We start from the raw sequence: 14,263 nt of genomic DNA on the forward strand, positions 1-14,263 counted from the left end.
TTTTTTAATCTTCGTGTTTTCCTATGTTTTCTATTTCGTTGATTCCTCTGTTTAGTCTTACTTCAAACATATTTACAATGATTAAAATAAGTATCAATAAAATCCAAAAACTAAATCTGAGATTCCATACATCATAATATTTCCCACTTAAAACCTTCAATAATATAGGGTATCCCAGCGCAATTATGAATAAAGATAAGCTAAGGTTTAGAAATAAAACTGCTCTATCGTATTTTTCAATCAAATTAATAAATGCAAATAAATTAATAACAATTGAAGTACAAATAAATATCGTTTTAAATATACTGAAATCATTAAATAAATTCAGAATTGAAAATGCTGATATTATGAAAAATAATAGGCTGGCTGCTACCGCTAAGTAATATACCAGCCTATATTTAAATATCTTTCTTTTCATTACTTCATAAACTCAAGCACAGCATCTGTAATATACTTCAGTTGCTCTTCGTCTAATTCTGTATGCATTGGCAGAGAAACTACCTGATCCAACAGCTTGTCGGTATTCACAAAATCAGCATCATTGCTTTCCTGAAAATAGGCTTTCTGTTTTCTCAATGCCACCGGATAGTAGATCATAGCCGGAATTTCTTTCTCTGTTAAGAATTTCTGAAGTTCATTACGTTTTCCATTCAGAATTCTTAAAGTATACTGGTGGAAAACATGGGTAGAGTCTTCGGATCTTTTTGGAGTCAAAATATTGGCATTACCTGCAAATGCTTCATCATAATAATCTGCCGCTTTTCTTCTTGCTTCGTTGTAAGAATCCAGGTGAGGAAGTTTTTTTCTTAAAACGGCTGCCTGAATACTATCTAAACGGGAATTTACGCCTACTTCATCATGATAGTATCTTTCATACATTCCATGGTTTACAATACCTCTTAGACGGTGTGCCAGCTCATCATTATTGGTAAAAATAGCACCACCATCACCATAGCATCCCAGGTTTTTTGAAGGAAAGAAAGACGTTGTTCCAACAGTAGCCATTGTTCCGGCATACTTTACCGTTCCGTCAGAGAACGTATATTCTGCACCAATTGCCTGTGCATTGTCTTCAATAACATATAAATTATGCTCTTCTGCAATTTTTAAAATTTCCTCCATATTGGCACACTGTCCAAATAGATGTACCGGAATAATTGCCTTTGTTTTTGGCGTAATTGCCTTTTTTAATTCTTCTGTTGAAATCGTGAAGGTATCGTAATCAACATCTACCAAAACAGATTTTAATTTAAGCAGGTGTATCACTTCCACAGTTGCAGCAAAGGTAAAATCAGCAGTAATAACCTCATCCCCTTCTTTCAGGTCCAGTGCCATCAGGGCAATCTGTAAAGCATCCGTTCCATTAGCACATGGAATCACATGTTTTACGTCTAAATAAGACTCCAATTCATTCTGGAAAGACTTTACTTCAGGACCGTTGATAAAAGCCGCAGAATCCATTACATTTAAAACTGCATTATCTACATCATTCTTTATTTTGTAATACTGACTTTGCAAGTCAACCATCTGAATTTTTTTCATAAATAAATATTTGTGTAAAAATAAGGAATTTAAAATCCTATCAAAAATTTTATTGATTTTGTTTTTATCTTTATACAAAATAATACTATGAATAAAATTTTACTCTTTTGTTTATTAGCAGGTTATTCTATTTTTCAGGCTCAAACACAGCTTGTTTTTGTTTATTTTACAGATAAACCCAATAAAGCCGCTTTTTTTGCCAATCCTCTTTCAGAACTTTCCCAAAAATCACTTAACAGGCGTACTGCACTAGGAATTTCCCTAAATGACCAGGACGCTCCTATTGAGCTTTCTTATTTACAGAATCTGCAAAATATGGGATTCACTGTTACCGATTATTCCAAATGGCTGAATGGAGCTGCTGTGAATGCCACTCCAGCCCAGATAGTCAGCTTACAGGCTCAGCCTTTTGTGCTATCTGTTCAAAGTTTTGCAAGAAATGGATCGGGAGTTCCTAAAATGAAACCCATTGACAAATGGAAAAATAATTCAGACACCGGTAAAACGCTTACGACCTTTGATTATGGAGCGGGTACCGCACAGATAGATCAGCTCAATATAAAACCCCTTCATCTGGCAGGATATACGGGAACAGGAGTTTCTATTGCTGTTATTGATGCCGGATTTCCTTTTGTAAATACCGGTTCTGCATTCTCAAGATTACGAACGAATAATCACATAAAAGGCGGTTACGATTTTGTGACTAAAACCGATGATATTTATAATATTTCCTTAAGTGAGCATGGCTCAATGATTTTAGGGGCTATGGGAGGCTATTTGGAAAATACATTTGTAGGATCTGCTCCGGATGCTGATTTTTATCTTTACCGCAGTGAAAAGGCTGGAGTAGAAATCCCGGAGGAGGAAGTATATTGGATTGAAGCCGCTGAGGAAGCAGACAGAAAGGGAGTGGAAATGATCACCTCCTCCCTGGGATATAGTGTTTTTGATGACTCCCAATATAATTACACATATGCAGATATGAATGGAACAACTTCTTTTATTGCAAGAGCGGCACAAATAGCCGCCGAAAAAGGAATATTTGTTCTTGTTGCTGCAGGAAATTCCGGTCAGGAACCCTGGCATTATCTGCTAACACCTGCGGACAATGCAAAAGTATTCACGATTGGAGCAGTAGACGGTTCAGGGAATTCTTCAGGATTTTCTTCCTACGGACCTAATTCTTCAGGAACTATAAAACCTGACGGAAGTGCCCAGGGTACAGCCACTACCACAGTCTACAATAATGCTACCATTATTCTCAATGGAACATCTATTGCCACTCCTATCGCAGCAGGCGGTGTCGCCTGTTTCATTCAGGCATTCCCCACCATGGACAGAGAACAGATAAGAATAAAACTCAGACAAACAGCTTCTCTTTATCCCAACCATACCGATCAGATGGGATATGGCATCTTGAATTTCGGAAGTTTATATAATTCAGTATTAAACACTTCGGAAATTCTAAAAAAAGAGACTTCCATCATTTATCCGAATCCTGCTAAAAACATGCTGAATGTAAGAACTGAAAATGAAATAACATCACTGGAGGTTTATGATCATTTGGGAAGACTGATCAGAAAAAACAACAACCAGAAATCTATAAAGGTAGAAGATGTTACAAAAGGGGTTTATTATCTTAAAATTCAGATGAAAGACAAGTTTTATTTTGAAAAATTCATAAAAGAATAAGAAGTTTTCTATCTGCTTTTTTAAACACTAATATCACAAATATCTTTCACGAATGACCCTATTTTCATCTCCGTTAATTTAGCTGAATTAGGAAATAATAAGGCAGAAAGACCTTCGTAATTTGTAGAAGATTTCAATGGTATCTTACCATACAAAGAACCCTATTGTTTTCATGAATATGATCTGCTTTTGTCATAGAAATTAAATTAGGCTGAAACCATTAGGCTTAGACTAGATATCAAAAAAAAACGGACTGAAGCCCGTTTTTTTTGATATCTCTTATTATTGTACTTGTACGAAAATTATATTAAGCAGAATTTCTGCTTGCATTAATATTTCCGAATAAGGAACGGGTTACCAGCTTCTCATAGGCTTCTTTATTGCCCTCTCCTTTCTGAATCTTCATCAATGCATACTGCTGAATACTCAGTAAAGGAAGTACAATTTTTTCACGGATTTTCACAGATTTTCTGGATAAAGGATCTTCTTCCTGAAGCATTTTAAAACCGGTAAGTTCCAGCATGATCTCTCTTGAAAGTTCATATTCATCAAACAGAACGTTCCAGAATGCACCGAACTTCGGATTGTTTTTGATATAATATGTCAAAGGAAAATAAGACTTGTTCATACTCATCATAGAGTTTAAAACTAAAGTTTTAAAGAAATCCGAACCTTTGTACAGTTCTCTTACTTCTTCAAACCTTCCCTCCTCTTTCATCTGCTTCATAGCATACCCGAAGCCAAAGAATCCAGGGACATTTTGTTTTAACTGAGACCATGAACCTACAAACGGAATAGCTCTTAAATCTTCAAATTTCAATTCATTTCCGTTTCCTCTTTTGGAAGGACGACTTCCGATATTGGTCTTCCCATAATATTCCAAAGTACTCATTTCCTGCAGATAGGGAACAAACATTGGGTGCGCCTTAAGATCTGAATATTTTTGATAGCTAATATTAGCCAGTTCAATAATTAATGCTCTTTCTTTTTCAGTAAGGTCTTTTTTAGCATTTTTAAATACATCATTTTCAACTCCGGCTGTCAGAAGCTGTTCGAAGTTGTATTTTGCCTGTTCTTTATTTCCAAAAATGCTGGTAATGGTTTGCCCCTGAATAGTGAGCTCAATTTTATTATTGGCAATTGTTTTTCCCTGTGAAGCATAGAAGTCATGGGTTTTACCTCCTCCTCTTGCTGGCGGGCCACCTCTTCCGTCAAAAAATACGACTTTAATGTTATTCTCTTCAGAAAGTTTAGTAAGAAGTTCTTTTGCCTGATAGATTTCCCAGTTTGCCTTCAGATAACCACCATCTTTCGTTCCATCAGAAAAGCCAAGCATAATGGTCTGCTGATAGCCTCTTTTTTCAAGGTGCTTTTTATATACCGGATTCTGATAGAGTTCATTCATTACATTTTCCGCATTGGCAAGGCCTTCCATTGTTTCAAAAAGCGGAACAATGTCCATATTGATCTCTTCATCTTTGTATCCACATATTTTGAAGAAAGCATATACGTTCATGACATCTTTCACGGCATCAGAATTGGAAATAATATAACGGTTCATTCCTCTTAATCCATTCAGACGCTGAATTTCCGATACCTGTGATACTGTTAACAGAGTATCCTTTACAATATCTTCAAAATCATCCGCATTTACTTTATCCGAAATCTGAATCAGTGTATTGAATTTCTGTTCTGCATCGGCGTCTTTATTTCCATATATTTTTGCAAAAACATCATCTATTACCTTCTGATGGATCCTGCTGTCCTGTCTGATATCTAAAGTCGCAAAGTGAGTTCCAAAAATTTTCACACGGTCCCTGAAGTTGACCAAAAGATCTAAGAACAAAGAATTATGTTCATTGATTAATATTTTCTCTGCTTCATCAGTTCTTTTTAAAATTTCTTCTGCCGTAATACTTTTACCATCAAAAATAGCAGCATACAATTCTTCACTTACCTGAGTTAAAACCTCCGAAACCCCTCTAAAGCTTAATCTTCTTCTGATAAATTTCAAATGGCTGTAATACGATTTCAAAATTGCAGAGCGAAGTTCTTCTGATACTCTTTTAGTAACATCTGCAGTAACAAAAGGATTCCCGTCTCTATCGCCTCCAGGCCAGAAACCAAGCTGAATAATATCTTCATGCAGGTGGAAATGTCCGTTTCCAAAAGTTTTCTTAATCTTCGTAAACAGCTCACCAATAGTATCGTAATAGACATACCTCAAATAGGAGATAATACTCAGCGCCTCATCTATTGGCGTCGGTTTTTCCTTATTGACAAAGGGTGTTTTCCCTAACTGCTGCAAAAGGGTATCAATCTGTGTGACAGAATCACTGGTAATGGCTCCTCTTAAATCCTGTATAATTCTCTGTACTGAGCTTGGATAAAACTGGGTAGGGTGAGCCGTAAATACAACCTTAACTGTAAAGTCCTTCAACTTTTCGCGTACTTTTTCAATTTTATGATCCTGAAAAGAACGTTCAAAAAGATTGGTCACAGTTCCGCTGTCACTTTCAGAATGAAGGTTAGGAAAGGCAGCATCTTCAATACTGTCAAACAAAACAACCTGCCTCTCTATATATTGAATAATTTTAAAAAGAAGCTCCAGCTTTTGTTCCTCCGTCTGAAGATCTGTATGGTTTTTAAAAAATTCTTCTACAATTTCCTCAGGGGTCCTCCCTGCTTCATAGCCGGTTCTGCTTTCTTCATAAAGAAACGGAAGAAGCATCCCGATATTGGTCATTTTATCATAAGGCAGGCTCATAAATAATGAATTGTAAATCTGGAATTTATTCTCCACAATCTGCCTGAATTTTTCTGCGCGTTGGTCGTGTATCATATAACAAATGTAAGTGATTTTGAAATTAAATTAATTGACAAATGACAAAAAAGAGGGATAGAAAATGTAAATATCAATGTTCCCTATTCTCCATAAATATTCTGTAACTTTGACTTCTAATTTTTTCTTAAATATAATCAGTAATACACTGAAATTATAACAATTTACTCAAAAAATTCCTATGGGTTACATCAGAGCATATTACGAACAGATTGTCAAATTGCAGGAGTCGGAATGGGCATTTATTGCAGGGCATTTCCACAAAAAAGTATATGCCAAAAATGAAATTATTACCCAGCACGGAGATACCGAAGAATTTTTATCCTTTATAGAATCGGGGTTGGTAAGATTTTATATTCCTGATGATGAATATGGGTATACCTTCAATTTCGGTTTTGAAAAAGAATTTACCTGTGCTTATGATTCCTTTCTTACCCAAACCCCTTCTGAATATGAAATGCAGGCTTTAACAGAAACTGTGGTATGGCAGATTTCTTATGATGATTTACAGAAAATTTACAGCCACACCAACGTTGGAAATCACCTGGGCCGTTTTGCTTCTGAGAAATTATTTTTAGCCAAGAGTAAAAGAGAACTTTCTTTACTAAAACTTACCGCCAAAGAGCGTTACTTAAAATTATTCACCGAGCAGCCTGAAATGCTGAAACGTGTTCCCTTAAAATATATTGCTTCTTATATTGGAATCACTCCACAGGCCTTAAGCCGAATTCGCAGACAGATTAATTAACATAGGTTCATTGTATACCTGCAAGCTTCTGCAGAACTTTGCAGAAAAATACGACAATGAAGTTATCTATTTGGGCATATGGAAACGCTATTTTAAAACAAAAATGTTCGAAAACAGAAAGGGATACCCCGGAAATTCAGAAGCTCATAACCGACATGTGGGAAACCATGGAAAATGCCAATGGCTGTGGTTTGTCATCTTCACAAATAGGAAAAGCATTACAGCTTTTCATCGTTGATAGTAAAATTGTTTTTGAAAACCTGGGTAGTGAAGAGCAGATACTCTACTTTGGTAAAAATGATAAGGGAATAAAAGAAACTTTCATCAATGCTAAAATAATCAATAGCTCAGCAGAAACATGGGAAGACTATGAAGGATGCTTAAGTATTCCCGGTCTTTCGCAAAAAGTAAAAAGACCCTGGGAAATCACCATCGAATATCTGGATGAACATTTCCTACTACAAACCAAAACCTATATAGGGCTTACTGCCAGAATTATTCAGCATGAATATGACCATACGCAGGGAATCTTATATACTGACCATCTGAAACCTCTGACCAAAAAAATGATGGAATCTAAGCTTAAAAAAATCACCACCGGAAATGTTGCAGTGGGATACCCGATTAAGTTTTTGTAGATTTGACATCAATCAGACATGTCAAATTCTATGAAATGATAAAGTTTAATTTCGGTATTATTTTTTACACGATTTTTGGGATTTTAGCCTTATTGATAGGTATTTATCTACTACAATATTTTATTCCTCTTTCTATTATTTTTTTCATTGCTACATTCATCAATGGAGTTTTCATTCATAAACAATATTCTCTTCATAAAAGTGACAAAATTGAATATACTGAGAATTCAGTTCCTGATGAAATTATAGTCAAATACTCGCGTTCAGGTAGAATTATTGCTATTGCTACTTACAGTATGTTTGCGATTCTGGGGCTATTTTTTCTTTCAGGTTTTAAGTTCAAATTTAATGGAACAGCAGTATTTGTATTATTTATACTTCTTGGATTTACTGGTTATTTTATTTTTAAAATAATTTCCGAAATCAAAAAAACATCACAAATGATCATCTCCATCAATGGAGAAGGAATTCAGATAAAAAATAATGCAAGGTATTTGTGGAATGAAATTCAACTTGAAAAGATTATTGTAAAACGTTTGGTAAGCCGTGAATCTAAACATGATTATAAACCTGAAATAAATTATTTATACTTTTTTCACAACAACGAAAAAATAGAAATCAATATCGATGATTTTGATATCACAGATGATCAGCTTGCACAGCTTTTGAAAATATTTAGAGCACGTTTTAATAATTCAGGGGTAGTATCGTTTTGATTACAAAATATTAATAATTAATTTTACTCTTCATACCATCCATAATCCATGAAAAAAATATTCTTATTCTTATTAATAACTTTTATATTCACAGCCTGTGAAAAAGATTGTTACAATGCACCTCTTCCGATACTTTTTAAGTTTGTAGATTCTAATGATGAAAATCTTATTACAAACGGAAAGCTTACTTCTTATTCAGTGGTTGAAGAAAATCAAACTGGAGTAAGTCTGACAAAAACATCTGATGATATGGTTATTTTGGAAAACGTAGGTGCATATAATGGTATAAAAAAATATACTTTCTCTTCTAATCTTAAATCTTTTGATTTTTCAATACAGTCATCGGAATTTAAAGGAGGTTGTGATGGTTATCAAATTAACAAATTAACATTTACAGGCATAGGTATTGATGTAACTGATGAAAAAGGGTATTATAAAATTATACTGAAATAATTCTCTTTCTTAAATTTGCACTGGAAACACACTCTCTATGAAAGTAATCATCGCATTTTCCCTTATTCTTTCCAATCTGCTTTACAGCCAGATCAAGGTTCCTGATGATTATAAAAAAATCCCTGATATCCTCGATACCGTAGATTATCTCTACCCTTTCATTGTCCCTAATAAAGATTATGCTTACTGGCGTATTCTCAGTAATGATTCAGATTATGAAAAAGCAGTGATCTACGAAAGCCAGGCTCCTGAATTTATGACGATCAATGAACCCGTTCCTGAAAAAGGGTTTTTCCAGAAATGTATAGGTAACAACTGCTTTTCATACATTCTAGCTTGTAAAAACGAAAGATCTGTTTATTTTTCCAATGAGCAGCAATTGAGAGATTTTATCGGAACTGTTGATAATCTTCCAGAGGCTATTCTGCTGGCAAAAACTTATGGATATTCTGTTGACACGAGTAACCGCTTTACTGGAGCGTATAAAATTGAAGACCTTCATATCTCCATGTTTCTTATGCAGTCTAAGGGCTGTCCGGCCGTGAAAGAGTCTTTTTCCGTTAAAATCAACAGAAAAACCGGAAAACTGGAAGCGAAAACTAATGGTATTTATGCGAAGGATGAGAACTGTTCTTCTATGTAACTGAAGCTAAGACGCAAGGATTTTATCTGTTATAAAATCGATAATCTAAAATTTTAAACCATTAAGATTTTTGAAGAAAGTAAGAATAATTAAGATTTATCTTAGATGAAAAAATAAAGCACATTGCTAAAAAAAGGCTTTAGCTATTTCCTTAACTATTTTTATCCGCTTCAAAAATCTTAATGGTTTATTTTTTTATATATTAATTGCACCCTGGCCTGATGCAATCAAATACGCCTCTTTCAAAGTTTCAGAATAAGTGGGATGGGCATAAGAAATACGGAACATATCCTCTGCCGTCACCTCATATTCCTGAGCAATAACCCCTTGTGCTATCAAATCTGCAGCTCTTGCTCCTATGATATGAATCCCTAAGATTTCTCCATATTTAGGGTCTACCAAGACTTTTGAAAATCCATCTGTATCCATAGAAGCTCTTGCTCTTGCACTGGCAGAGAATGGAAATTTTCCAACGGTATAAGCTATATTATTTTTCTTTAAATATTCTTCTGTATATCCTACAGAAGCTACTTCAGGCCAGGTGTACACCACAGAAGGAATACGATCGTAATGAATATGATGTTGCTGCCCGTTGATTGTTTCTGCTACAAAAACACCCTCTTCCTCGGCTTTATGTGCCAGCATCGCTCCCCCAATTACATCACCGATAGCATACATATTGGGAACAGCTGTCTGGTTGCTTTCATTTACTCTAATAAATCCCCGGTTATCAAGCTGTATATCTGTATTTTCCAATCCCAACCCTTTAATATACGGGCTCCTTCCCACGGCTACCAAAATATACTCTGCCCCCAGTTCGTTCTCTGTTCCGTTTTTATCTTTAAAAAGAACTTTAGCTGAGGAACCTAAGTTTTCAGCTTTATAAACGCTCTGATTTAAACGGATGTCAATGCCTTCTTTTTTCAAAATCTTCTGAAGGTTTTTTCCTAATTCATGATCCATTGTGGCAATCAGGTGGTCGGCATATTCAAGAATGGTTACCTGTGTTCCGATACGGTTAAAAATAGATGCCATTTCAACCCCAATCACTCCTCCACCGATGATCACCATAGATTTTGGCTGTTCTTTTAAAGCGAGGGCTTCTGTAGAAGTAATGATTCTTTTTTTATCTATTGCTACCCCCGGAATACCTGAAGGTTTTGAGCCTGTAGCAATGATATAATGTTTAGCGGTAATATTTACGACGCCCTCTTCATTAACCACTTTTAGCGTAGTATTATTTACAAAACCTGCTGTCCCTTTCAACCGGGTAATTTTATTTTTATTCATCAGAAAATGAAGACCTTCCGTATTTTTTGAAACGACTTCAGATTTTCTTTTGTACATCTGGGAAAAATCCAGGGCTAGCTGATCTACTTTAATTCCATGTTCGTTAAACTTATGCTGAACTTCCGCATAATGGTGGCTACTGTCCAGCAAAGCTTTTGTCGGAATACAGCCTACGTTGGTACACGTTCCTCCCAGTGTATCATATTTTTCAATGATGACCGTTTTATATCCAAGCTGTGCACTTCTTATCGCAGCTACATATCCACCAGGTCCGGAGCCGATCACGGCAATATCATAATCTTCCATTGTATGTATTCATTTTTATGTTTAAATTTACTTGCAAAATAAAAGCAAAATTAGAATAAAGACTTTCATTTTGCAAGTATTATTTTAAAATTAACATTATGGGTAAGAAAAGATCAGACTGTCCTATCAGTTGCTCCCTGGAAATCTGGGGAGATAAATGGTCATTATTAATTATACGGGATCTCATGCTTAAAAAGGAAAGCACCTATGGCGAATTTCTAAAAGCAGATGAAAAGATTGCCACCAATATTCTGGCATCAAAACTTCAGCATTTGCTGGAAAATGGCATCATCGATAAGAAAGACCATCCCGAAAACAAGCTGAAAATCCTCTATTACCTTACAGAAAAAGGCATTGATCTCGTTCCGGTAATCGTTGAAATTAATCTTTGGGGAGATAAGTATCTCAGTATCCCGGAAGATAGAAAAAAGCTGCTGGAAGACATTAAAAAGGATAAAGAAGGTTTTATAAAAAGAGCAAAAAAACACCTCTCCGCTAATCCTTAGAATATCATGATGGGAGTATTGCCCAATCTATATTGTTTGCAATAGCTTTCATTAAAATCAATCATAGGAATTTTAAAACTTCCTTAACTCATTTTTCTTTTTTCATTCCGTAAATTTGGCTTAAAATAAATTTAGAACAATGCTTAATTTCGAGTTTAAAAACCCAACTAAGATACTTTTCGGAAAAGGCGAAATCGCTAAAATTTCCAATGAAATTCCTAAAGACGCCAAAATATTAATGATTTATGGCGGAGGAAGTATCAAACACAATGGTGTTTATGATCAGGTGAAAGATGCTTTGAAAGATCACGACTTACATGAATTCGGCGGCGTTCCTGCCAATCCGGAATACGAAGTGCTGATTAAAGCGATCAGCTTCATCAAAGAAAATAACATCACTTATCTTCTTGCAGTAGGAGGAGGTTCCGTAATTGACGGTACCAAATTCATTTCTGCAGCGGCTAACTATAACGGAGAACCATGGGAAATTCTGAGAAAACAGGTAAGAACATTTGAAGGGGAAGGAATGCCTTTCGGAAGTATTCTAACCCTTCCTGCTACAGGTTCCGAGATGAATTCCGGGTATGTGATTTCCAGAAGGGAGACTAATGAGAAGTTATCTTCCGGGGGTCCGGGATTATTCCCTCAGTTTTCTGTTTTAGATCCTGAAGTAATCAGGTCAATTCCTAAAAATCAGATCATTAATGGAATTACCGATGCTTACACCCATGTTTTGGAACAATACATGACTGCACCGTCTTCTGCTGATCTTCAGGAGAGAATTGCTGAAAGTATTTTGATCAGTCTGCAGGAAACAGCTCCAAAAGTATTGGCTGATGATTTCAATTATGATGCTGCCGGAAACTTTATGTGGTGCTGTACAATGGCCTTAAACGGGCTGATCCAGAAAGGAGTAATCACCGACTGGGCTGTACACGCAATGGGCCATGAACTGACAGCTTATTTCGGTATCGATCATGCAAGAACTTTAGCGATCATTGCTCCTTCTCATTACCGTTATAATTTTGACGATAAAAAAGGAAAACTGGCACAATATGTTGAAAGAGTTTGGGGTATTAAAGACGGAACTGTAGAGGAAAAAGCTGAAGCAGGAATCAAAAAATTGGAAGACTTCTTCCATAGCCTACAGATTAAAACAAAACTTTCTGAATATACAGAAGACTACAAAGGAACTGCTGAAAGAGTAGAAAAAGCTTTTACAGACAGAAAATGGCTGGGACTTGGAGAATATAAAAAACTAACTCCTCAGGATGCTTCTAAGATTGTAGAAATGAGCTATTAATATAGACTGGAAAACAGTAATTGATATTAAAAAAGCGGGCTATGGTCCGCTTTTTTAGGTTCCTTACTAAAGCTTCAAACATATTATAATGATGGTGTTCATTGAAAATAGTATGTTTGGGTTAATTCCGGGGATTTTTTGGTGGAGATTATAGAGAAATTAAAATTCACTTCTATTGAATTTTAATAATAAAGCCCTGAATCTTTAAATGAATTGTTTTCTGCATACCAGCCTGGTAGCTTAAAAGCTGTACAATAATTCCAAATTATCTTATTTATAAACATTTGTTTAAAAAATAGTGATTTCATTATAGATATTTCAAATTTATTTATATTTTAGCATATTCTTAAATTTGTGAAAATGAAAAAACAGCTACTTTTATTTGCCTTTTCTGCTTTGGCGCTTACTTCTTGTAAAGATGATGATATGCAAGCTTATGAAATGGATATTATTAAAGGAGATTGGAAAGAAGCCAAAAGAGAAGTTATTTCCGGAAAAGATAATAAAACAGTGCTTTCTTCTTCTACTCCAGAAGGGTGCGATCAAAAAAATACTCTTTTCTTCAGAACAGACTTTTATGTCAGCTATACAGCTTACTCCGGAACAGGAGGTGCAGACTGCCAGGTGAATGGGAAAAGTGAAGGAAGATACACCTATGATGCTGATGCTAAAATTTTAGGGATCAAGTTTGACCAGGATGAGAACAATAACTATAAAGTTGATATCCTATCCAATACAGAACTTAGATTAGCTCAACAGTTTGGCAACTATGACCAGGATGGAGATAAGATCCCGGATGTAACGTATGTAACCTACAAAAGATAAATGATAAACTCCCGTTAATCGGGAGTTTTTTATTACTTTTATCTGAAATTAAAAATTGAAACAATGAAGAAGATTCTCTCAGCATTTCTCTTGCTGTTTTTTGTCATTTCCTTTTCTCAGGAAAAAAAGCCAATGTTCTGGCAGGATATCCAAAATTTCAAAAAAGAAGATCAACAAAACCCACCAGCTAAGGATGCTATTTTGTTTTTAGGAAGTTCATCTTTTACCAAATGGACTGATGTAGCGTCTTATTTTCCTGACAAAACCATTATCAACAGAGGCTTCGGTGGCTCAAGGCTTACAGACCTCAATGATTTTGCAGATGATCTTTTAGCACCCTATCAGCCTAAACAGATCATTATTTATTGTGGTGAAAATGACTTCGCAGACAACCACCAGCTGAAAGCTCAAAAACTAGTTAACCGTTACAAGGCTTTCTATAAAAAGATCCGTGAAAGATTTCCGAATATTGAAGTGGATTATATTTCAATAAAGTACTCTCCGAGTAGAGAGAAGCTGTGGCCCCAGATGAAAGAAGCCAATAAAAAAATTGCTGCTTTTATGAAAAAACAGCCTAACGCTGAATTTATTGATGTTACCAAAGCCATGGAAGATGCTAACGGAAATGTAAGAAAAGATATTTTTGTGGAAGATATGCTTCATTTTAAACCTGAAGGATACCAGATCTGGAAAAAGGTTTTGGATCCTTATATGAAATAAACTATTTTCAAGAATAACATAAAAAAAATAGGCTGTCTC

The 14,263-nt window shown here is 35.3% G+C and carries 14 protein-coding genes; 10 read left to right on the forward strand and 4 right to left on the reverse strand.

Annotated features, from left to right (window positions below; all coding sequences use genetic code 11):
* Window positions 1-4: 4 nt before the first annotated feature.
* Complete coding sequence (locus DRF57_RS23965) at window positions 5-418, reverse strand: hypothetical protein (RefSeq protein ID WP_084085970.1); 414 nt, start codon at window positions 416-418, stop codon at window positions 5-7.
* Window positions 418-1,542 carry a DegT/DnrJ/EryC1/StrS family aminotransferase gene (locus DRF57_RS04505; protein ID WP_084085971.1) on the reverse strand — a complete coding sequence of 375 codons (1,125 nt, stop codon included), beginning with the start codon at window positions 1,540-1,542 and terminating at the stop codon, window positions 418-420. The genes DRF57_RS23965 and DRF57_RS04505 overlap by 1 nt, the downstream gene beginning before the upstream one ends.
* 87 nt (window positions 1,543-1,629) lie before the next feature.
* Here DRF57_RS04505 and DRF57_RS04510 point away from each other — a divergent pair, with 87 nt between their 5' ends.
* Window positions 1,630-3,234, forward strand: a complete 1,605-nt coding sequence (locus DRF57_RS04510) for a S8/S53 family peptidase (protein ID WP_115917119.1) — start codon at window positions 1,630-1,632, stop codon at window positions 3,232-3,234.
* 307 nt (window positions 3,235-3,541) lie between these two features.
* On the opposite strand, the gene DRF57_RS04515 is transcribed toward DRF57_RS04510, so the two are convergent.
* On the reverse strand, window positions 3,542-6,076 hold the full coding sequence (locus DRF57_RS04515; RefSeq protein ID WP_115917121.1) for a phosphoenolpyruvate carboxylase: 2,535 nt from the start codon (window positions 6,074-6,076) through the stop codon (window positions 3,542-3,544).
* Window positions 6,077-6,257: 181 nt separating this feature from the next.
* Between DRF57_RS04515 and DRF57_RS04520 the strand changes: the two genes are divergently transcribed.
* The 5 genes from DRF57_RS04520 to DRF57_RS04540 are packed head-to-tail and all read left to right on the forward strand — an operon-like array spanning window position 6,258 to window position 9,274.
* Window positions 6,258-6,824, forward strand: a complete 567-nt coding sequence (locus DRF57_RS04520; protein WP_115917123.1) for a Crp/Fnr family transcriptional regulator — start codon at window positions 6,258-6,260, stop codon at window positions 6,822-6,824.
* A 56-nt stretch (window positions 6,825-6,880) separates the two neighbouring features.
* Complete coding sequence (gene def / locus DRF57_RS04525) at window positions 6,881-7,462, forward strand: peptide deformylase (protein ID WP_115917125.1); 582 nt, start codon at window positions 6,881-6,883, stop codon at window positions 7,460-7,462.
* 35 nt (window positions 7,463-7,497) lie between these two features.
* Window positions 7,498-8,178, forward strand: a complete 681-nt coding sequence (locus tag DRF57_RS04530; protein WP_123863281.1) for a hypothetical protein — start codon at window positions 7,498-7,500, stop codon at window positions 8,176-8,178.
* Window positions 8,179-8,226: 48 nt separating this feature from the next.
* A complete protein-coding gene (locus DRF57_RS04535; protein WP_047485296.1) occupies window positions 8,227-8,631 on the forward strand; it encodes a hypothetical protein in 405 nt (134 codons plus the stop codon).
* A gap of 37 nt (window positions 8,632-8,668) precedes the next feature.
* The gene (locus DRF57_RS04540; RefSeq protein ID WP_115917129.1) at window positions 8,669-9,274 is read left to right on the forward strand and encodes a hypothetical protein; all 606 of its coding nucleotides are present in this window, start codon (window positions 8,669-8,671) and stop codon (window positions 9,272-9,274) included.
* Between the two features lie 195 nt (window positions 9,275-9,469).
* Here DRF57_RS04540 and lpdA read toward each other — a convergent pair whose 3' ends face one another.
* Window positions 9,470-10,870 (reverse strand): dihydrolipoyl dehydrogenase, encoded by a 1,401-nt coding sequence (gene lpdA / locus DRF57_RS04545; protein ID WP_115917131.1) that lies wholly within the window; start codon window positions 10,868-10,870, stop codon window positions 9,470-9,472.
* 98 nt (window positions 10,871-10,968) lie between these two features.
* On the opposite strand from lpdA, the gene DRF57_RS04550 reads away from it, so the two are divergent.
* The 4 genes from DRF57_RS04550 to DRF57_RS04565 all read left to right on the forward strand — a co-directional run bounded on the left by DRF57_RS04550 (window position 10,969) and on the right by DRF57_RS04565 (window position 14,224).
* Window positions 10,969-11,376 carry a winged helix-turn-helix transcriptional regulator gene (locus DRF57_RS04550; protein WP_047485301.1) on the forward strand — a complete coding sequence of 136 codons (408 nt, stop codon included), beginning with the start codon at window positions 10,969-10,971 and terminating at the stop codon, window positions 11,374-11,376.
* A gap of 139 nt (window positions 11,377-11,515) precedes the next feature.
* Window positions 11,516-12,679: an iron-containing alcohol dehydrogenase gene (locus DRF57_RS04555; RefSeq protein WP_115917133.1), complete on the forward strand. Its 1,164-nt coding sequence runs from the start codon at window positions 11,516-11,518 to the stop codon at window positions 12,677-12,679.
* A 360-nt stretch (window positions 12,680-13,039) separates the two neighbouring features.
* Window positions 13,040-13,504 carry a lipocalin-like domain-containing protein gene (locus tag DRF57_RS04560; protein WP_047485305.1) on the forward strand — a complete coding sequence of 155 codons (465 nt, stop codon included), beginning with the start codon at window positions 13,040-13,042 and terminating at the stop codon, window positions 13,502-13,504.
* Between the two features lie 63 nt (window positions 13,505-13,567).
* Window positions 13,568-14,224 carry a GDSL-type esterase/lipase family protein gene (locus DRF57_RS04565; protein WP_047485307.1) on the forward strand — a complete coding sequence of 219 codons (657 nt, stop codon included), beginning with the start codon at window positions 13,568-13,570 and terminating at the stop codon, window positions 14,222-14,224.
* Window positions 14,225-14,263 lie beyond the last annotated feature (39 nt).

The organism is Chryseobacterium rhizosphaerae, from assembly GCF_003385455.1.
In the GTDB taxonomy this organism is placed as follows: Bacteria; Bacteroidota; Bacteroidia; order Flavobacteriales; family Weeksellaceae; genus Chryseobacterium; species Chryseobacterium rhizosphaerae.

What these genes read in the sequence shown, in the direction of transcription:
- DRF57_RS23965 (WP_084085970.1), bottom strand. Translation starts at nt 418, where the DNA reads ATGAAAAGAAAGATATTTAAATATAGGCTGGTATATTACTTAGCGGTA.
- DRF57_RS04505 (WP_084085971.1), bottom strand. Translation starts at nt 1,542, where the DNA reads ATGAAAAAAATTCAGATGGTTGACTTGCAAAGTCAGTATTACAAAATA.
- DRF57_RS04510 (WP_115917119.1), top strand. Translation starts at nt 1,630, where the DNA reads ATGAATAAAATTTTACTCTTTTGTTTATTAGCAGGTTATTCTATTTTT.
- DRF57_RS04515 (WP_115917121.1), bottom strand. Translation starts at nt 6,076, where the DNA reads ATGATACACGACCAACGCGCAGAAAAATTCAGGCAGATTGTGGAGAAT.
- DRF57_RS04520 (WP_115917123.1), top strand. Translation starts at nt 6,258, where the DNA reads ATGGGTTACATCAGAGCATATTACGAACAGATTGTCAAATTGCAGGAG.
- def (WP_115917125.1), top strand. Translation starts at nt 6,881, where the DNA reads ATGAAGTTATCTATTTGGGCATATGGAAACGCTATTTTAAAACAAAAA.
- DRF57_RS04530 (WP_123863281.1), top strand. Translation starts at nt 7,498, where the DNA reads ATGATAAAGTTTAATTTCGGTATTATTTTTTACACGATTTTTGGGATT.
- DRF57_RS04535 (WP_047485296.1), top strand. Translation starts at nt 8,227, where the DNA reads ATGAAAAAAATATTCTTATTCTTATTAATAACTTTTATATTCACAGCC.
- DRF57_RS04540 (WP_115917129.1), top strand. Translation starts at nt 8,669, where the DNA reads ATGAAAGTAATCATCGCATTTTCCCTTATTCTTTCCAATCTGCTTTAC.
- lpdA (WP_115917131.1), bottom strand. Translation starts at nt 10,870, where the DNA reads ATGGAAGATTATGATATTGCCGTGATCGGCTCCGGACCTGGTGGATAT.
- DRF57_RS04550 (WP_047485301.1), top strand. Translation starts at nt 10,969, where the DNA reads ATGGGTAAGAAAAGATCAGACTGTCCTATCAGTTGCTCCCTGGAAATC.
- DRF57_RS04555 (WP_115917133.1), top strand. Translation starts at nt 11,516, where the DNA reads ATGCTTAATTTCGAGTTTAAAAACCCAACTAAGATACTTTTCGGAAAA.
- DRF57_RS04560 (WP_047485305.1), top strand. Translation starts at nt 13,040, where the DNA reads ATGAAAAAACAGCTACTTTTATTTGCCTTTTCTGCTTTGGCGCTTACT.
- DRF57_RS04565 (WP_047485307.1), top strand. Translation starts at nt 13,568, where the DNA reads ATGAAGAAGATTCTCTCAGCATTTCTCTTGCTGTTTTTTGTCATTTCC.